The sequence below is a fragment of the Nocardioides cavernae genome (genome assembly GCF_013410035.1).
Taxonomy (GTDB): domain Bacteria; phylum Actinomycetota; class Actinomycetes; order Propionibacteriales; family Nocardioidaceae; genus Nocardioides; species Nocardioides cavernae_A.
Map to the genome: position 1 here is coordinate 249,754 of NZ_JACCBW010000001.1, position 18,286 is coordinate 268,039.

Genomic DNA, 18,286 nt, shown 5'->3' on the forward strand with positions numbered 1-18,286 from the left:
CCCCACTCGTTTTCGCAGGCAGGAGGCCCCTCCCTAGACTCTGGCCATGACTGACGCCCCCAGCACCCCGACCACGGACACGACGAGCACCGACCCGCGTGCCGTCGTCGTACCCGAGCGGCCGGCGCTCGAGGGCCTGGAGGCGAAGTGGTCGGCGGCGTGGGCCGAGGACGACACCTACGCGTTCGACCGCACCCAGCCGCGCGAGAACGTCTACTCGATCGACACTCCCCCGCCCACGGTCAGCGGCTCGCTGCACGTCGGCCACGTCTACTCCTACAGCCACACCGACCTGATCGCGCGCTACCAGCGCATGCAGGGCAAGGCCGTCTTCTACCCGATCGGCTGGGACGACAACGGGCTGCCGACCGAGCGCCGCGTGCAGAACTACTTCGGCGTGCGCTGCGACCCGACCCTGCCCTACGAGCCCGACTTCACCCCGCCGGAGAAGCCGGACCCCAAGAAGCAGGTCGCGATCAGCCGGCCCAACTTCATCGAGCTGTGCGAGCAGCTCGTCGTCGAGGACGAGAAGGCCTTCGAGGCGCTGTGGCGCCAGCTCGGCCTGTCGGTCCAGTGGAACCCGACCTACACCACGATCGGCGACCACTCGCGCACCGTCAGCCAGCGGGCGTTCCTGCGCAACTTCGCCCGTGGCGAGGCCTACCTCTCCGAGGCGCCGACGCTCTGGGACGTCACCTTCCAGACCGCCGTCGCGCAGGCCGAGCTGGAGGCGCGTGACTACCCGGGCGCCTACCACCGCGTGGCGTTCCACCGTCCCGACGGGACGCCGATCCACATCGAGACCACGCGTCCCGAGCTCATCCCGAGCGTGGTCGCGCTGATCGCGCACCCCGACGACGAGCGCTACCAGGACGTCTTCGGCACGACGGTCACCTCGCCGGTCTTCGGCGTCGAGGTCCCGGTCCTGGCCCACCCCGCCGCCGAGCCCGACAAGGGCGCCGGCATCGCGATGTGCTGCACCTTCGGCGACCTCACCGACGTCATGTGGTGGCGCGAGCTCAGCCTGCCGGTGCGCACCGTCGTCGGTCGCGACGGCCGCCTGACCCGCGAGACGCCCGAGTGGCTCTCCGCGGAGCCGGCCGCGACGGCGTACGCCGAGATGGCGGGCAAGACGACCTTCAGCGCGCGCGAGGCGATGGTCGGACTGCTGCGCGAGTCGGGCGACCTCGACGGCGAGCCCAAGCCCACCCAGCGGATGGCGAACTTCTACGAGAAGGGCGACAAGCCGCTCGAGATCATCGCGACGCGCCAGTGGTACATCAAGAACGGCGGGCGCGACGCGGCGCTGCGCAAGGAGATGCTCGTCCGCGGCGAGGAGATCACCTGGATCCCCGCCCACATGAAGCACCGCTACGACAACTGGGTCGGCGGCCTCAACGGCGACTGGCTGATCTCGCGGCAGCGCTTCTTCGGCATCCCGTTCCCCGTCTGGTACCCCCTGGACGCCGACGGCGAGCCCGACCACGACCACCCGCTGATGCCGAGCGAGGCCCAGCTCCCGGTCGACCCGTCGACGCAGGCGCCCGAGGGCTACACCGAGGACCAGCGGGGCAAGCCCGGTGGCTTCATCGGCGACCCCGACGTGATGGACACGTGGGCGACCTCGTCGCTGACCCCGCAGATCGCCGGCCAGTGGGGCGTCGACGACGACCTGTTCTCCCGCGTCTTCCCCTTCGACCTCGCCACCCAGGCGCACGACATCATCCGCACCTGGCTGTTCTCCCGCGTCGTCCGTGCGGACTTCGAGCACCAGGTCGTGCCGTGGTCGCACGCGATGATCTCCGGCTTCATCGTCGACCCCGACCGCAAGAAGATGTCGAAGTCCAAGGGCAACGTCGTCGTCCCGACCGACATCCTCGACAAGTACGGCGCCGACGCCGTCCGCTGGCGCGCCGCCATCGGCCGCCCCGGCATGGACTCGCCCTTCGACGAGTCGCAGATGAAGGTCGGCCGCCGCCTGGCGATGAAGGTCCTCAACGCCTCGAAGTTCGTCCTCGGCAACGTCGGCGCCACCGAGCTCAGCCCGGCCCTGGTCAGCGCGCCGGTCGACTGCGCCCTGCTGGGGAGCCTCGAGATCGTGGTCCGCCGGGCGACCGAGGCCTTCGACGCCTACGACTACACCACCGCGCTCGAGGTCACCGAGAAGTTCTTCTGGGAGTTCTGCGACGACTACCTCGAGCTGGTCAAGGAGCGGGCGTACGACTCCGAGGGCGGTCCCGGCACCGACTCGGCGCGCGCCACGCTGGCCATCGCGCTGCACGTCCAGCTCCGGCTGCTGGCGCCGTTCCTGCCGTACGCCACCGAGGAGGTCTGGTCGTGGTGGCAGGAGGGCTCGATCCACCACGCCGCCTGGCCGACCGCGTCCGACCTCGGCTCCGCCGCTGCCTCGCAGCCGCTGGTGCTCGAGGCCGTCGCGTCGGCGCTGACCGGGATCCGCGGCGCCAAGTCGCAGGCCAAGGCCAAGATGCGCGCGCCTCTCTCCCGGGTGGAGATCACCGGCCCCGCCTCGCTGGTCGACGCCGCCGCGCAGGCCGCGGACGACCTCCGCGCGGTCGGCACGATCGTCGGCGACCTGGTCTTCACGGCGGACGAGTCGGCCACCGAGCTCCGCGTGACGGCCGAGCTCGCCCCCACCGAGGACTGACCGGCTCCGAGCCCCCGTCCGATTCCCCGTCGCGCCCGGCGCGGCGGGGGATCTGCGCTGCCCGGTCGGGCGTACGGCTCCAGCGGTGCGTGAGCCACGTTCCGGGGGCGTGGAATGTGGCTGGGGCACCGCTCGCCGGTGCGCCACCGTACGACTCGCGGTCGGGCGGTGCGTGAGCCACGTTCCGGGGGCGCGGGACGTGGCTGGGACACCGCTGGAGCGGTGCGTGAGACATGTTCTGGTGACGCAGAACCTGCGTCACTCACCGCTGCCCGGGGGTGTCAGTGCTGGTGCGGGCCCTTGCCCGGACCGTTGCCCGGACCGTTGACCGGTGCGTTGCCCGGACCCTCGGGCGGACCCTGCGGTCCCGGGTGGGCGCCCTGGCCGGGTCCCTTCGCGGCATCGCGCTCGGCCTTCTCCGCAGCCTTCGCCGCGTCCCGCTCGGCCTTCTCCGCAGCCTTCGCGGCATCGCGCTCGGCCTTCTCGGCAGCCTTCGCCGCGTCACGCTCGGCCTTCTCAGCAGCCTTCGCCGCGTCGCGCTCCGCCTTCTCAGCAGCCTTCGCCGCGTCGCGCTCGGCCTTCTCCGCAGCCTTCGCCGCGTCGCGCTCGGCCTTCTCCGCAGCCTTCGCCGCGTCCCGCTCGGCCTTCTCGGCAGCCTTCGCGGCGTCACGCTCGGCCTTCTCGGCAGCCTTCGCCGCGTCGCGCTCGGCCTTCTCAGCAGCCTTCGCCGCAGCCTCGTCCGACTCGTCCGACTCGTCCGACATGTCCGACGTGTCCGACGTGTCCGAGTCGTCCTGCTCGACGGCCTGCTCGTCGGCCACCGCGGACGTGGCCGGCTGGGCCGTCGCCCGGCCGGTGGCGGAGCCCGTCGCCACAGTGGGCACCGGACCGCCGGAGGCGGACGTGCCGAGCGGCTGCGTGCTTAACTCGGTGGGCAGCGAGACGTTCTCGGGTACGGCGGGGGCGCTGGCGGGCGGGTCCGTCGGGCGCGGTGCCGCCGGAGCGGCGATCGGCTTGCCCGGGCGGATGAAGTCGAGGCCGAAGCCGCGGTTGACGGTGACGGCCATCAGCACGGCGCACAGAATCGCGACGAGCACGAACGCGACGAGCGGCCGCTTCTGGTCGACCCCCACGGTGTCCCCTTCCCACATGATGACGAGACGCAAGTCTGACCGGGCCATGACGCCTGCTCGCGGTCGATAGTCCGATATGGCCCGAAATGACCAGACCGGCATGGCCCGGATGGGCCATGCCGGTCTGAGCCGACGATCGAAACGTCAGGCGGACTTCTTCTTGCGCCCCTCGGACTCACGCGGGACCAGGGTCGGCGCGACGTCGTCCTCGACGACCTCGCGCGTCACGATCACCTTGGCGACGTCACCGCGCGAGGGGACGTCGTACATCACGTAGAGGAGGACCTCCTCGATGATGGCGCGCAGGCCACGGGCGCCGGTGCCACGCTCGAGCGCCGCCTCGGCGATGGAGTCGATCGCCTCGGGGGTGAACTCGAGCTCGACGCCGTCGAGGTCGAAGAGCTTCTGGTACTGCTTGATGAGTGCGTTGCGCGGCTCGGTGAGGATCTGGACGAGCGCCTCACGGTCGAGCTTGCTGACGCTGGCGATCAGCGGCAGGCGGCCGATGAACTCCGGGATCAGGCCGAACTTCGTGAGGTCCTCGGGGCGGACCTGGGCGAGCAGGTCGTCGGACTCGCGCTCGGCGGCACCGCGGACCTCCGCGGTGAAGCCGAGGGACTTCTTGCCGACCCGCTGCTCGATGATCTGCTCGAGACCGGCGAAGGCACCACCCACGATGAACAGGATGTTGGTGGTGTCGATCTGGATGAACTCCTGGTGCGGGTGCTTGCGACCACCCTGCGGGGGCACCGACGCCGTCGTGCCCTCGAGCATCTTGAGCAGCGCCTGCTGCACGCCCTCGCCGGAGACGTCGCGCGTGATCGAGGGGTTCTCCGCCTTGCGGGCCACCTTGTCGATCTCGTCGATGTAGATGATGCCGGTCTCGGCCTTCTTGACGTCGTAGTCCGCGGCCTGGATGAGCTTGAGGAGGATGTTCTCGACGTCCTCGCCGACGTAGCCGGCCTCGGTCAGGGCGGTCGCGTCGGCGATCGCGAACGGGACGTTGAGCATGCGGGCCAGGGTCTGGGCGAGGTAGGTCTTGCCGCAGCCGGTCGGACCGATCACGAGGATGTTGGACTTCGCCACCTCGACCACGTCGTCCTTGGCCTTGCCGGTCACCGGCTGCAGGCCCGCCTGGACGCGCTTGTAGTGGTTGTAGACCGCGACGGCGAGGGACTTCTTGGCGTGCTCCTGGCCGATGACGTAGGAGTTGAGGAACTCGAAGATCTCGCGGGGCTTGGGCAGCTCCTCGAGGCTGACCTCGGAGCCCTCGGCGAGCTCCTCCTCGATGATCTCGTTGCAGAGCTCGATGCACTCATCGCAGATGTAGACGTTGGGGCCAGCGATGAGCTTCTTGACCTGCTTCTGGCTCTTGCCGCAGAAGTTGCACTTGAGCAGGTCGCCGCCGTCACCGATACGTGCCACGAGTCGTGTCCTCCAGTCTCACCGGAAGGGGGTCCCGGTATCCAACGCCTTGCACCGTGCTGCCCCCTGAGGGGCCGTACGACGGTACCCCGTGCCGGCCCCCGGCGGGGGCCGGACACGAGATGTCGTCGACCATCATTTCGCGTCGCGGGCCCGTCCTCAGGCGAGGGCGGGCGCACCCTTGCGGGACTCGATGACCGCGTCGATGAGGCCGTACTCGACGGCCTGCTCGGCGGTCAGGATCTTGTCGCGCTCGATGTCGGCGCTCACCTGGTCGATGTCCTTGCCGCTGGAGTCGGCGATCATCCGCTCGAGCAGCTCGCGCATGCGCAGGATCTCGTTGGCCTGGATCTCGATGTCGGAGGTCTGGCCGAACGTGCCCTCGGTGTAGGGCTGGTGGATCAGGATGCGGCTGTTGGGCAGCGCCATCCGCTTGCCCTTGGCCCCGGCGCCGAGCAGGATCGCCGCCGCGGAGGCCGCCTGGCCCAGGCACACGGTCTGCACGTCGGGCTTGATGAAGCGCATCGTGTCGTAGATGGCGGTCAGCGCGGTGAACGAGCCACCCGGGCTGTTGATGTAGATGCTGATGTCGGTGTCGGGGTTCATCGTCTCCAGGCACATGAGCTGGGCGATGACCGCGTTGGCGACGTCGTCGCTGATCGGGGTGCCGAGGTAGATGATGCGCTCCTCGAACAGCTTGGCGTAGGGGTCGATGCGGCGGAACCCGTAGGAGGTGCGCTCTTCCCACTGGGGGATGTAGTAGTTCATGTCCTCAGTCCTTGGTCCGGGCCGGGCGGCCCTCGTCTGCGGCCTCGCGGGCGCTGGTGATGACCTGGTCGACGAGGCCGTACTCGACGGCCTGGTCCGCGGTGAACCAGCGGTCGCGGTCGGCGTCGGCGACGACCTGCTCGACGGTCTGGCCGGTGTGCTCGGCGATCAGGTCGAGCAGCACCTTCTTGATGTGGAGGGACTGCTGGGCCTGGATCTTGATGTCCGAGGCCGAGCCGCCCATGCCCGAGGAGGGCTGGTGCATCATGATGCGCGCATGCGGGAGGGCGTACCGCTTGCCCTTGGTGCCGGCGCAGAGCAGGAACTGCCCCATGGAGGCCGCGAGGCCCATGCCCACGGTCGCCACGTCGTTGGGGATGTAGTTCATCGTGTCGTAGATCGCCATGCCGGCGTCGACCGAGCCGCCGGGGCTGTTGATGTGGAGGAAGATGTCGGCCTCCGGGTCCTCCGCGGAGAGCAGGAGGAGCTGCGCGCAGATCGCGTTGGCGTTCTGGTCGCGGACCTCGGAGCCGAGGAAGACGATGCGCTCACGGAGGAGGCGCTGGTAGATGTGGTCGTCGAGGCCATACATCCCACCGGCGCCGTTCATCTCGGGCGAGAGGGCTGGGCTGGAGTTCTGGTTCACGCTGGCGACCATAGCCGGAAGGTCGGACACATCCACGCGGTAACCCGCCTTGTTCGCCCACAGCGGAGCGACGCCCGTCGGCGACGGGGTGGCGACCGGGTCCCGTGTGGTCTACTCGGGCCCATGTTGCGGGTCACGCTGCGGGGGGCGGGCCTGCCGACCGTCACCCTCGGCACGGGTGAGCGGCTGGTCTTCGGTCGAGCCCCCCACCACGCCACGGTCGCCGACGACCCCGAGCGCGCGCTCGACGTCACGGTGCTCGAGCTGCCCCGGTGCGCGCCCCACGTCTCGCGCCTGCTCGGCGCGCTGGAGGTGGGTGAGGAGATCGCCCGCCTGCGCTGGCACGGTGCCGGGGAGACGCAGGTCGCGAGCCTCTTCGACGCCCCGGGCGGCGCGCGGCGCGTCACCCTCGTGGAGGGGATGTCCCTCCTGCTCGACGAGGGCGAGAACCACCTCGTGGTCCTGCGCGGGCGCGAGGTCGGCCCCGACACCTGGGAGGACCTCACCCTCGTGGTCGAGGTCAGCACCCCGTCCGAGCAGCGGGCGCCGCGCCCCGGCCCCGCGCCCGACGGCCTCGCCCGCGACGAGGGCGCGACCGCCCCGTCGCCGGGCCTCGTGCCCCGCACCCGGGAGTGGTACGTCGCGCTGGCGCTCGCCGAGCCCTGGCTGGTCGGCACCGACGACTACCCCCGCCCGCCCACCAACCGGGAGGTCTACGAGCGCGTGCTGCGCTGGCACGGCTACGCCTGGAACCTCGAGCGATCGCAACGGGTCGACGACGCGATCAAGGCCATCTCCGCACTCGCGTTCAGCAGCCGCGACGACCCGTTCCGCGCGCCCGCCGGCCGGGCCAGCAACGTCCGGTTCGCCGTCGGCCGGCGCACCGCCGAGGTCCGGCTCGTGACCGCCGACGACCTGGCGGAGGTCGAGCGCACCGCCCGCGCCCGCCGGGGACCCGACCCGAGCGCCTGATCCGGAACGTTCCGCCCCCTTGTTTGGCGCCGTGGCGCGCGGGGCAACCGGTCTGTGAGGATGACGACGCCGGGGGACGAGGGGGGATCGATGCGGGCAGCCAGAGGGGCGCCGGGGCGTACGCCGCGCGCGTCGCGCCTGCGGCGCATCGTCTCGCGGCGCCAGTCGCGTGGCGCCGCGGAGCTGTCCGTGGTCCTGGTCGTGGTCTCGCTCGTGGCGGGCGTGCTCTTCGGCAACGGGCTCAGCCGCACGGCGGTCGAGCTGGTCGACGGGCTGACGTGGCTCGCCGACGACCCCAGCGGCGAGGTGATCCAGGTCAACCCGGCCCTCGGCCGCGCCGAGGTGCGGCGCTCGGTCGCCGCTCCCGGCAACGACCTGAGCCTGGCGCAGTACGACGGCTTCCTCTACGTCGTCGACAACACCGACGGCGTCCTGTCGGTCATCGACGTCAGCACGCTCGACCAGGCGGGCCGCCGGGGCGTGCCCGGCGGGGGCGCGGCCGAGACGCTGACCGACGGCACGACCGTCTTCCTCGTCGACCGGACCGAGCACACCGTCGCCGCGATCGACCCCATCACCGCCGACGAGATCGGCCGGGTCTGGGTGGAGCGGCGCGGCCTGGCCGACGTCGCCGTCGACGGCCAGGGCACGCTGTGGTCCCTCGACCGCACGGGGCGCCTCGCCGCGCTGCGCTGGTCGAGCACCGCCTCGGAGTTCGTCGAGCAGGACTCCCACCGCGTCGACACCCGCGGCGACGCCGTCGTCGTGGCGCACGACGTCGGCGTGACCGTGGCGGGCAGCGACCCCGGTGTCGTCCAGCAGGTCGGCACCAGCAGGGACGTACGCACCACGACGGACGCGCTCGACGGCGAGCTGCTGGCCCCGCTGCGTACGCCCGAGCAGCTCACCGCACTGGCCTCCCCCGCCACCTCGACCGTCGCCGTCCTGGCCGAGGGGCGGCTGGCCGAGGTCGCGGTCGCTGCGTCCGGGTGCGCGTCGCCCGGACGGCCCGAGGTCTTCGCCGGCAGGGTCTACGTGCCGTGCGCCGGCGCCGCGCAGGTGCTGCAGCTCGACGCCCGCGGGCAGCTCGCCGGCCCTGCGATCCGCACCCCGCGCGGCGAGGACCCCGAGCTGGTCCTCGACGGCGACACCCTGCTGATCAACGTCCCCGGCGCCCGCACCGGCGTGGCGGTCGACGAGGACGGTTCCACCCGCGAGTTCTCCCGGGTCGGCGACGAGGACGCGGTGAGCGACCCGCAGGAGCTCCGGCTGCCCGAGACCGAGACGGACACCGAGGACTCCGACGACCGCGAGCCGGACCCCACCAGCACCCCGGACGCCGAGGACGGTGACAGGGGACGCGACGGCGACCGCGACGGTGGCCGTGACGGCCAACCGCCCCGATCCACCGACACCCCGACGGCGACACCCACGGCGACCCCGACCCAGACCCCGACGCAGACACCCACCCAGACACCCACCCAGACACCCACCCAGTCCCCCGGCGTCCTGTCGGCCCCGACCGACGTGCGCGCGACCGTCCTGGGCAGCGAGCTCGTCCAGGTCGACTGGTCCTACTCCGGCCCGGCGCCCGAGTCGTTCACGGTGGCCCCCGTGGGCGGCGCCGCCGTGGCCACCGTCGGCGGCTCGGAACGGCGAGCACTCGTGGCGGTCACCCCGGGCGAGAGCACCTCGTTCGTGGTGACGGCCGTGCTGGGCGGGCGCACCGCCACGTCGGCCGCGTCGAACACCGTCACCACCCAGCCCGACCCCGTCCTCGGCACGCCCGCCTCGGTCCAGGCCTCGGTCGTCTCCAGCACCCAGGTGCAGGTGGGCTGGTCCTACACCGGCGACGTGCCCGACGAGTTCGTCGTCACGACCACCGGCGGCAGCGAGGTCGGCCGGGTCGGCGGCGCGCAGCGTCAGGCGGTGCTGACCGTCGCGGCGGGCGAGCAGGTCGCCTTCCGGGTCACCGCCCGCCTCGGGGGCGAGTCGGCCACGTCCGGCGCGTCCAACACCGTGACGCCCGCCGAGGCACCGGGCCAGGCACCGGGCCTGTCCGTCGCAGGCGTCTACGCCGGGACCTGGCAGGCCCCCACCTACACCGTCACCGCCACCTGGGGCGCCGCGCCCGCCAACGGGTCCGCGATCACCGGCTACCGCGTGACCATCTCGACCGGCACCCGCTCCGAGACGGTCACCCTGGGGCCGGGCGTACGCTCCCACACCCTGGCGAGCTCCTGCGACCGCACGGCCGACGCGTCCTGCTCCCCCGGCGGCAACGGGACCGCGACGGTCACCGCGATCAACGGCGTCGGCACCGGCTCGCCGTCCTCCGGCGGGGCCTCCGACTCCGGGAGCATCCCCGTCGAGCCGCTCCCCGGTGGCGGCCGGCAGCACGTCACCAACCAGTCGGGCGGCCGGCTCTCCATGGAGGGCATGGGCTCCTCGACCCTCCAGCTGTCGCCGGCGGGTGACTGGGCGGGCTTCGGCGGGACGTGCTCGGTCGACGACGGGTCCGGATGGGCACCCATCGCCTGCAACGCCGCCACGTGGGAGGTCCAGCACAACGGCAGCTACATCTGGGAGCCCAACTCCGGGACCCGCTCGCACTCGGTGCAGTTCCGCGCCACCAACTCGTCGGGGAGCGTGCTCAGCGCGACCTACACCTGGCAGACCACCCAGCCGACGCTGTGCGAGGGCTGCCAGATCCCCTGACCGGACGACCCGCCCACCACCCCACCCCTGGAGCCACCACCCGTGACCACCCTCGCCACCAGCACCGCCACCACCGAGCAGGAGGTCGCGGAGCTGCGCCGGGTCCACCAGCGCCTCGGCGACGCCGTCGAGGTGGCGGTCCGCGGCAAGCGCGGTGTCGTCGACCTGGTGCTGACCTCGGTCCTCGCCCGGGGCCACGTGCTGGTCGAGGACCTCCCCGGCACCGGCAAGACCACGATGGCCAGGTCCCTGGCCAAGGCGCTGGGCGGGAAGATGCACCGCGTGCAGTTCACCCCCGACCTGCTGCCCAGCGACGTGACCGGCACCAGCGTCTTCGACCCGCGCGACGGGCAGGTGCGGTTCCGCCCCGGCCCGGTCTTCGCGCACGTCGTGCTGGCCGACGAGATCAACCGCGCCGCCGCCAAGACCCAGTCGGCGCTGCTGGAGGTGATGGAGGAGCACACCGTCAGCGTGGACGGCACCGCGCACCGCGTGCCCGAGCCGTTCACGGTCGTCGCGACCCAGAACCCCGTCGACCTCGACGGCACCTACCGGCTGCCCGAGGCCCAGCTCGACCGCTTCATGGTGCGCGTCAGCCTCGGCTTCCCCGACCGCGAGCACGAGCTCGACGTCCTGCGTCCCGGCAGCACCGCCGGCAGCATCGACGACGTGCCGACCGTGAGCGACCCCGCCGAGATCGCCCGGCTGGCCGCGATCGTCGAACGCCTCCACGTCGCCGACCCGATCCTGGCCTACGTCCGCGAGGTCGGCGTCGCCATCCGCGAGGACCGGCGGGTGCGGCTCGGCGCGAGCACCCGCGGCCTGCGCGCGCTCGTCCGTGCGGTCCAGGCGTACGCCGCCTCGTGCGGTCGCCACTACGTGATCCCCGACGACGTGCGCCGCCTCGCCGAGCCGGTCCTGGCCCACCGCACCGTGCTCACCCGCGAGGCACTGCTGGAGGGGCACGCCGGGGCCGCGGTCGTGCGACAGGCGCTGGAGGACGTCGCACCTCCCCAGCCGGACCGCCCGTGACGCCCTGGCGCGCCACGACGACCCGCGGGCGCTGGGTGCTGGTCACGGGTCTCGCCCTCGCGGCGGCCGGGGTGCTGCTGCGCTACCCCGTCGTGGCGGCCCTGGGCGCGGTCCTGGCGACGCTGGTCGTCGTCGAGGTCGCGCTGGTGCTGCGGCGTCCGCCCGTCCGGGTGCAACGCACCGTCGAGCCGTTGGTGGTCGTGCGGCAGGAGTCCTGCACCGGCCGGCTCCGGCTCGCCGGCGGCCGGGGCGGCCTGGTGCGCACCCTCGCCCGCGAGAGCATCGACGGCCGGCTCGGGGAGCCGTTCGAGCTCGACCCGCAGGGCGCCGAGACCACCTACGTGATCCCCACCACCCGGCGCGGCCTCGTGGACGTCGGTCCGCTGCGGCTCGAGCGCGCGTCGCTGTGCGGGCTGTCGGCGAGCGCGACCGACGCGGGCGAGGTCGTACGCCTGCGGGTCCTCCCCCGGCGCGTCCCGCTGACCGCCCTCCCCACCGGGCACCGCAGGGCCGCGGTCGGCGGCGGGGAGAGCATGGAGCTGGGCGGGACCGACCTGGTCGGCCTCCACGAGTACGCCGTCGGTGACGACCTGCGCCGGCTCCACTGGGCCACCAGCGCCCGCACCGGCACCCTGATGGTCCGCGAGGACGCCGACCCGGCGCAGCCGCACGTCCACGTGCTGCTCGACGACCGCAGCGAGTCCTACGCCGCTGCGGACGACTTCGAGGAGGCCGTCGAGGTGGCGGCCGCGCTCTGCCGGGTCGCCGTCGAGGCGGGCGACCCGCTGCGCTTCCGCACCACCAGCGGTCGCCACGACGTCACGGTGCCCGGCTCGACGACGCGCCAGCCCCTCCGCGAGGCGCACGAGCTGGAGTGGCTCCTCGCCGAGATCGACGCCGGCCCCGACCGCACCCCGGTCGCGGCCCACCACCGCGGGCTCGACGTCGCCGTCGCGGTCACCGGCGCGCGGGCCGACCACCGCGGGCTCGCGCTCGACGTGGGTGGCGCGCTCGACGCGACGGTGTGCGTGGTCGACCCGGACCCGGCGGCCGGTCCGGGCGTCCTCGGCGCCGCCACCGTGCTGCGCGGTGCCGGGTCGGACGCGCTGGCCCGGCTGTGGGACGGGCGGCACCGGTGAGCACCACCGCCCCGGCTCCCCCGCGCCGCGCCCCCGCCCCGCCGTCGACGCCGGTGGATGCGCGGCAGGACCCGGCTCCCGGGCGTACGTCCGTCGCCCGGACGGCAGCCTGGGCCGCCGCGCTCCTGGTGCTGGGCAGCCTGTCCCTCGCCACGGCGTGGAGCGGGGCCGTCCCCGTGCTGGCGCTCGCCGCGGCCGCCGTCCTGCCGCTGGCGGTGTGCCGGGCAGTCCTGCGGCTGGGCGTGTCCGCCTGGGCGACCTCCGCCGCCCTCGCCTCGTTGCTCGTGCTGGCCGCCTACGTCCTCGCCGCCGACGCGCGGACGTCGTTCTCCGAGACCGTCGCCGACGCCGTTCCTCGACTGCTGACCACGGCGCGTCCGCTGCCGGTCGCGGCGGACGTGCTGGTCGGACCGCTCCTGCTCACCGCCCTCGTCTCGCTCCTCGTGGCGCTCCGGCTGGAGGCCCGCGGGCGGGTCGCCCCCGTCGTCGGGGCGCTGGCGCTCTACGTCGCTGGCGCGCTGCTGACCACCGGGGAGGGCGACCCCCACGGCCTGCTCGCGGGCGGCACCGTGGCCGGCGCGCTCGTGGGATGGGTCGTGCTCGACGAGCAGCGGCACCGCACGGGCCGGCGGGTGCTCCTCGCCCTCCTCGTCGCCGCGGTGGCGACCGCGGTGCTGGTGGTGTCGACCGCGGTGCGCTGGGACCAGCCCTTCGAGCCGCGCTCGCTCGTCGACCCGCCCACGACCGACGTCGTCGCCAGCAACCCGCTCGCCCAGCTCGGCGCCTGGGCGGCAGACCCCGACCGCGAGCTGCTCGAGGTGACCGGCCCCGTCGTGCCGCTGCGGCTGGTCACGCTCGACACCTACGACGGCGCGCAGTGGAGCACGCGCACCCGCTTCGAGCCGGTCACCGAGGACCTGGCGGGCCGCACCGCGGCAGGCGGTGCCGACGGTCCGCTGCTCGGTGGCAGCACGCGCACCCGGACCGCCGAGGTCGAGGTCCTCGACCTGCCCGGCCGGTGGCTGCCGAGCCCGGGGTGGCCGACGGCGGTCAGCCTGCGCGACGCGCTCGTCGAGCCAGTGTCGGGCAACCTCTACCTCCCCGTCGAGCCGGGCACGGACGGTCCCGGCAGCGGACCGGGCGCCACCAGCGGCGTGTCCTACACGGTGACCGCGGTGGCCGACGAGCCCGACACCTCCCGGCTCAGCAGCGCCTCCGTCCCGTACGGCGACGCGATGGAGCCCTACCTCGCCCTGCCGCCGCTGCGGCAGCCGCTGCGCGACCTGGCGGACCGGGTCGTCGAGGGAGCGGTGACGCCCTACGACCGGGCCGTGGCGATCGAGCGGGCGATCCACGAGCGCGGCCGCCTGTCGGCGACGGCGGTCTCGGGGTCGCAGCTGTGGCGCATCACGACGTTCCTGCTCGCCGAGCCGGGCGCCCCCGGGGCCCGGGTCGGCACCGCCGAGCAGTTCGCGACGTCCTTCGCCGTCCTGGCGCGTCACGCCGGCCTGCCGACCCGGGTCGTCGTCGGCTTCGAGCCCGACCCCGAGCGCAGCCCCGAGCGCAGCCCCGAGCGCCGCGGTGACACCGGGTGGACCGTGACCGCGGGCGATGCGTCGGCGTGGGCCGAGGTCTACTTCCAGGACCTCGGCTGGGTGGCCTTCTCCCCGACCGACGCGCGGCGCGCGCCGGAGACCGAGGAGACCGTCGAGCGCGGTGACGAGGGCGACGGGCCGGGCCTCGGCCCGGAGGACGGGACGACCGGCACCGACGGGGCGGAGGACGACGCCCCAGCGGCCACGCCCGTCGACCGGGCGGGGGTGTCGCCGGGCGCTGTGGCAGCAGCGGCCGGGGTCGCACTGCTGCTGGTGCTCGCCGTGCTGCTGCTGGCCCGCGCGGTCCGGTCCGCGCGCCATCGCCGGCGAGGACCGGCCGGCGCGTGGGCGGAGGGTCGCGACGCGCTCCGTCTCGCCGGCGTACGCGCGCCCGCCCACCTCACCGCCGACCAGGTGGCGGCGCTGGCCACCGACCGGATCGGCGCCGGGGCCGCGCACGACCTCGCCGCCGCGACCCAGCGCTCCGCGTTCGGCCCGCCCGGCACGAGCGCCGCGGACCCCGGCACCGCGCTGCGGGAGGTACGCCGCGCCTCCCGCGCCGCGGTGCCCCTGTGGCGCCGCTGGTGGTGGCCGTTCGACCCCTCGGTGTTCCTCAGGTGAGGGTGACGCACCGCTGGCGGCTCTGGCCGTAGGCCCCGTCGGGCATGACCGCCACCATCACGAAGCAGGTGTAGCCCGGGGGTTGCGACAGGGTGAACGTCGCGGTGGTGGCCCCCCGCGGGAAGCCCTGCACCGGACCCTGGCGGGGGCTCGTCTGGACGATGTGGAACGACGCGGCTCCGTCGCTCGGGTCGGTCCACTCCACGGTGACCTCGCCCGCGCGCTGGCGCAGGTCGACCATCCGGAAGTCGAGAGCGGGGTCGGGGACGTCGGGCTGCGCGCCACCCGCCTCGACCAGGTCCTCGGGGGCGACCTGCGTGGGCTCCGCGGGCGGGTCCTCGCGCAGGAGCGCGCCCGCGAGCCCGAGCGCGGCCCCAGCCACGAGCGCCGCCGCGCCGAGCAGCACCACGGCGCGACCGCGCCGGCGTGGTGCGCGAGCCGGGTCGCCGTCGGACGCCCCGGACGCCCCGTCGCGGCCCGGTCGCAGGTGGGTGTGCTCGTGGGCGGGATCGTCGGACGCGGCGCTCATCGCCGGCGCGGGGGTGGGTGCCGCCACCGGGGTGGGCGGCTCGACGGGGCCCGGTCCGGCCGACGGGGCGTCGGCCGACCCGCGTCGGCGCGTCTCCTCGCGCGGCGCCGCTGCAGGGGCCGGCGGGGCCTGGGCGGCGTCGGAGCGCCTCGGCTCCCACGCGCCGTGGCGCAGCCGTGACAGCGCGTCGTGGACCTCCTGGACCGACGACCAGCGCTCGGACACGTCCTTGGCGAGGCACCGCGAGATCACCGCGCCCAGCTCGCCGGGGTCGCGGGAGAACGGTCGCGGCGGCTCCGTGCGGGCCCGTCGGAGGTAGGCGAGCGCGGAGTCGTCGTCCGGGTCGTCGCTGGAGAAGGGCGTACGGCACTCGAGGAGCGTGTAGAGCGTGGAGCCCAGCGACCAGATGTCGTCGGCCTGGGTCGGCGGGTACCCGTCGAGGATCTGCGGTGAGGCGTGGCGGTAGGTGAACGCCTCCACCGACGAGGTGTAGTCGGCGTCCACCAGTCGCGCGATGCCGAAGTCGGCCAGCACCCACGAGGTCGGCAGCACGAGGACGTTCTGCGGCTTGACGTCGCGGTGCAGGAACCCCTGCGCGTGCGCGAAGGCGAGCGCGTCCGACAGCACGAGCCCGATGCGTACGACCTCCTCGGCGGGGAACGGGCCCCGCTCGCGCAGCTGGTCGTTGAGCGTGCCGCCGTCGTAGTACTCCATGACGATCGCCGGACGCCCGGAGGACGTCGTCCCGGTGGCGAGCACCGTCACGATGTTGGGGTGCTGACGGCCGAGGCCGACGGTGATCTCGATCTCGCGCGCGAAGCGTGCCGCGCTCTCGACGTCGTCGACGAGGAGCACCTTGACGGCGACGTCGCGGCCCAGCCGCGGCTCGCGGGCGCGGTAGACCACGGACTCCCCGCCGCGGCCGACCACGACCAGGTCCTCGTAGCCGTCGAGCAGCTCCGTCGGGCGGGCGCCGGGGTCGGGCGGGCGCCAGGGATCGTGGCTGCTCGCCCCGTCGACCATCCCCCGTGTCCCCCTGCTCGCGGTGCCCGGCCTCCGTCGACCGGCCCCGGTGATCGTACCCACTGGCCGCCCGCGGCGGGGGCGTCACGATCCGAGCGCGACCTCCTCGAGGACCTCGCGGAAGACCCGCCACCGCTCCGGCCCCACCTGCGCGGCCCAGGCGTCGTCGCACGCCCGCAGCACCGCGGACGAGCGGACGAGGGCCTCCCGGCCCCGGTCGGTGATGCGGACGACGCGGGCGCGGGCGTCGTGGTGGGCGACCGTCACCTCGACCATCCCGAGGGCGTCGAGCTGGCGGACGAACTGCCCGCATCCCTGCGTCGTCATCTCGGCGCACTCCGCGAGCTCGGTGATGGTGAGGCCCTCGTCGGGCAGCCACTCCAGGACCCGCAGCTGGGAGGGGCGGAGGTCCGGCGCGTCCTCGGCGAGCTGCGCCCGCAGCCGGGCGAACACCATCCCCATCAGCATCGGCAGGTGCGGCTCCACGGCGGGGAGCCTCTTGACGCCAGTCATGAAAGCAACTTACCTTTCATGACCATGAAAGCAACTTTCACGCCCTCGCCGGGGGTCGCGCGGCGTGAGGTGCTGCAGGACGACGACGTCAGCGACGACCGTCTCGCCGCGATGGTCGCGCACCTCTGGGGGGTCGACTCCGTACGCCTGCTGGAGTCCGCCGCCGAGCCGGTCGCCTACGACGTGCCCTCGATCCTCACCGGTGCGCGGACCTGGGTGCGCGGTCACGCCGACGCCGGCGACGGGCCGCGCCCCTTCGCGATCTTCGTCAAGCGCGTCCACAGCTGGCGGCACTCCCCCGCCTTCCAGTTCGTGCCGCCGGACTTCAGGGAGTGGGCGGCCGCCTCCGTGCCGTGGCGGGCGGAGCCCCTCGTGTACGCCTCCGACCTCGCCGACCGCCTGCCGGACGGGCTGACGATGCCGCGCGGCCTGCACGTCGAGGTGCGTGACGACGACACCGCCGTGGTGTGGATCGAGGCCGTCGAGGCCGCACCGGCGGCGTGGTCTGTCGAGGACAGCGTGCGAGCCGCCCGGCTCCTCGGCCGGCTCTCCGCCAGTCCCACAGTCGCTCCGCTCGCCGCGATCGACCCGCAGCCGTGGCACGTCGACTCGTTCGTGCGCGGACGGCTGGCCTTCACCGTGCTGCCCGGCCTCCACGGCGAGGCGACCTGGCGGCACCCGGCGGTGGCCGAGCACTTCGGCGGCCTGCGCGACGGACTGGCCGCAGCGGCCCGCGACCTCGACGCCCTCGCGCAGGAGTTCGTGTCCGCGCGACACCTCGCCTCGCACGGGGACGCGTGCCCCAACAACCTGCTGCGCCGCGGGGACGACCCGTCGTTCACGATGATCGACTTCGGCTTCTGGCGTCCGCAACCGGCGGGCTTCGACCTCTCGCAGCTGCTCGTCGGCGACATCCAGATCGGGCGCCAGGGCGTCGCGGACCTGCCCGGGCGGGCCGCGGCCTGCATCGAGGCGTACGCCGCGGGACTCGCCGACGAGGGTCTCGAGGTCCCCCTCGCCGAGGTGCGCCGCAACCACGCGGTCAGCCTGATGCTGTTCAACGGGCTGCCCAGCCTGCCGCTGGAGATGCTCGCCGAGGAGACGGCGCTCGCGGCTGCGGGCGGCGTCACCGACGAGTTCCGGGCCGCCCTCGACCACTGGGCGCGGCAGCGCGCCGGGATCGCGGCGTACGCGCTGGACGTGCTCGCCGACACCGCGGCCTGACCCGGCCTGACCCGGTCTGACCCGGCCCGACCCGGCCGGTCGCGGCGCGCGCCGGGCCGACGGCGGATGCCGCCGACGGCCCGGGCGCCGCTGTCTCGGTCCCACGACCGAATCGGCTCCGACGCCCCCGCGCCGGGCCGCACCCCATGATCGTTCTCCCTGTCCGGGACGACCAGATGCTCCCAGCCGGGCGCGGGCGGTGTCAGTGGTGGTGGCACGAGGACTGGACCGCTCGTCGGCAGGTGGTCGCGGAGACGCAGACCGGCGCCCACCCGTGGGGTGG

General features: G+C 73.9%; 13 protein-coding genes. 7 read left to right on the forward strand and 6 right to left on the reverse strand.

Going from position 1 to position 18,286, the window contains the following annotated elements:
- The first annotated feature begins 46 nt into the window (after window positions 1–46).
- Complete coding sequence (valS, locus tag F4692_RS01160) at window positions 47–2,665, forward strand: valine--tRNA ligase (protein ID WP_179617822.1); 2,619 nt, start codon at window positions 47–49, stop codon at window positions 2,663–2,665.
- Window positions 2,666–2,946: 281 nt separating this feature from the next.
- Here the strand turns inward: valS and F4692_RS01165 are convergent, their stop codons facing one another.
- The 4 genes from F4692_RS01165 to F4692_RS01180 all read right to left on the reverse strand — a co-directional run bounded on the left by F4692_RS01165 (window position 2,947) and on the right by F4692_RS01180 (window position 6,601).
- Entirely contained in the window at window positions 2,947–3,846 is a 900-nt protein-coding gene (locus F4692_RS01165) for a hypothetical protein (RefSeq protein ID WP_179617823.1), read from the reverse strand.
- 96 nt (window positions 3,847–3,942) lie between these two features.
- Entirely contained in the window at window positions 3,943–5,223 is a 1,281-nt protein-coding gene (clpX, locus tag F4692_RS01170; RefSeq protein WP_179617824.1) for an ATP-dependent Clp protease ATP-binding subunit ClpX, read from the reverse strand.
- Window positions 5,224–5,382: 159 nt separating this feature from the next.
- Window positions 5,383–5,991: an ATP-dependent Clp protease proteolytic subunit gene (locus F4692_RS01175; protein WP_179617825.1), complete on the reverse strand. Its 609-nt coding sequence runs from the start codon at window positions 5,989–5,991 to the stop codon at window positions 5,383–5,385.
- A gap of 4 nt (window positions 5,992–5,995) precedes the next feature.
- Window positions 5,996–6,601, reverse strand: coding sequence for an ATP-dependent Clp protease proteolytic subunit (locus F4692_RS01180; RefSeq protein ID WP_179618959.1), 606 nt, complete (start codon window positions 6,599–6,601; stop codon window positions 5,996–5,998).
- 159 nt (window positions 6,602–6,760) lie between these two features.
- On the opposite strand from F4692_RS01180, the gene F4692_RS01185 reads away from it, so the two are divergent.
- From F4692_RS01185 to F4692_RS21675, 5 genes are all read left to right on the forward strand, one after another.
- Window positions 6,761–7,609: a hypothetical protein gene (locus tag F4692_RS01185; RefSeq protein ID WP_179617826.1), complete on the forward strand. Its 849-nt coding sequence runs from the start codon at window positions 6,761–6,763 to the stop codon at window positions 7,607–7,609.
- 90 nt (window positions 7,610–7,699) lie between these two features.
- Window positions 7,700–10,327 carry a hypothetical protein gene (locus F4692_RS01190; RefSeq protein ID WP_179617827.1) on the forward strand — a complete coding sequence of 876 codons (2,628 nt, stop codon included), beginning with the start codon at window positions 7,700–7,702 and terminating at the stop codon, window positions 10,325–10,327.
- A gap of 42 nt (window positions 10,328–10,369) precedes the next feature.
- Complete coding sequence (locus tag F4692_RS01195) at window positions 10,370–11,359, forward strand: AAA family ATPase (RefSeq protein ID WP_179617828.1); 990 nt, start codon at window positions 10,370–10,372, stop codon at window positions 11,357–11,359.
- Window positions 11,356–12,498 carry a DUF58 domain-containing protein gene (locus F4692_RS21670; RefSeq protein WP_179617829.1) on the forward strand — a complete coding sequence of 381 codons (1,143 nt, stop codon included), beginning with the start codon at window positions 11,356–11,358 and terminating at the stop codon, window positions 12,496–12,498. Before F4692_RS01195 ends, F4692_RS21670 begins: the two co-directional genes overlap by 4 nt.
- Window positions 12,495–14,714 carry a transglutaminase TgpA family protein gene (locus F4692_RS21675; protein ID WP_179617830.1) on the forward strand — a complete coding sequence of 740 codons (2,220 nt, stop codon included), beginning with the start codon at window positions 12,495–12,497 and terminating at the stop codon, window positions 14,712–14,714. Before F4692_RS21670 ends, F4692_RS21675 begins: the two co-directional genes overlap by 4 nt.
- Here F4692_RS21675 and F4692_RS01210 read toward each other — a convergent pair.
- Both F4692_RS01210 and F4692_RS01215 read right to left on the reverse strand, forming a co-directional pair.
- Window positions 14,707–16,266: a serine/threonine-protein kinase gene (locus F4692_RS01210; protein ID WP_179617831.1), complete on the reverse strand. Its 1,560-nt coding sequence runs from the start codon at window positions 16,264–16,266 to the stop codon at window positions 14,707–14,709. The two genes, F4692_RS21675 and F4692_RS01210, sit on opposite strands and share 8 nt — an antisense overlap.
- 84 nt (window positions 16,267–16,350) lie before the next feature.
- Window positions 16,351–16,779 carry a MarR family winged helix-turn-helix transcriptional regulator gene (locus F4692_RS01215; protein ID WP_179617832.1) on the reverse strand — a complete coding sequence of 143 codons (429 nt, stop codon included), beginning with the start codon at window positions 16,777–16,779 and terminating at the stop codon, window positions 16,351–16,353.
- Between the two features lie 24 nt (window positions 16,780–16,803).
- Between F4692_RS01215 and F4692_RS01220 the strand changes: the two genes are divergently transcribed.
- Window positions 16,804–18,003 carry a phosphotransferase gene (locus F4692_RS01220; RefSeq protein WP_179617833.1) on the forward strand — a complete coding sequence of 400 codons (1,200 nt, stop codon included), beginning with the start codon at window positions 16,804–16,806 and terminating at the stop codon, window positions 18,001–18,003.
- Window positions 18,004–18,286 lie beyond the last annotated feature (283 nt).

What these genes read in the sequence shown, in the direction of transcription:
- valS (WP_179617822.1), top strand. Translation starts at nt 47, where the DNA reads ATGACTGACGCCCCCAGCACCCCGACCACGGACACGACGAGCACCGAC.
- F4692_RS01165 (WP_179617823.1), bottom strand. Translation starts at nt 3,846, where the DNA reads ATGGCCCGGTCAGACTTGCGTCTCGTCATCATGTGGGAAGGGGACACC.
- F4692_RS01175 (WP_179617825.1), bottom strand. Translation starts at nt 5,991, where the DNA reads ATGAACTACTACATCCCCCAGTGGGAAGAGCGCACCTCCTACGGGTTC.
- F4692_RS01180 (WP_179618959.1), bottom strand. Translation starts at nt 6,601, where the DNA reads ATGAACGGCGCCGGTGGGATGTATGGCCTCGACGACCACATCTACCAG.
- F4692_RS01185 (WP_179617826.1), top strand. Translation starts at nt 6,761, where the DNA reads ATGTTGCGGGTCACGCTGCGGGGGGCGGGCCTGCCGACCGTCACCCTC.
- F4692_RS01190 (WP_179617827.1), top strand. Translation starts at nt 7,700, where the DNA reads ATGCGGGCAGCCAGAGGGGCGCCGGGGCGTACGCCGCGCGCGTCGCGC.
- F4692_RS01210 (WP_179617831.1), bottom strand. Translation starts at nt 16,266, where the DNA reads ATGGTCGACGGGGCGAGCAGCCACGATCCCTGGCGCCCGCCCGACCCC.
- F4692_RS01215 (WP_179617832.1), bottom strand. Translation starts at nt 16,779, where the DNA reads ATGACTGGCGTCAAGAGGCTCCCCGCCGTGGAGCCGCACCTGCCGATG.
- F4692_RS01220 (WP_179617833.1), top strand. Translation starts at nt 16,804, where the DNA reads ATGAAAGCAACTTTCACGCCCTCGCCGGGGGTCGCGCGGCGTGAGGTG.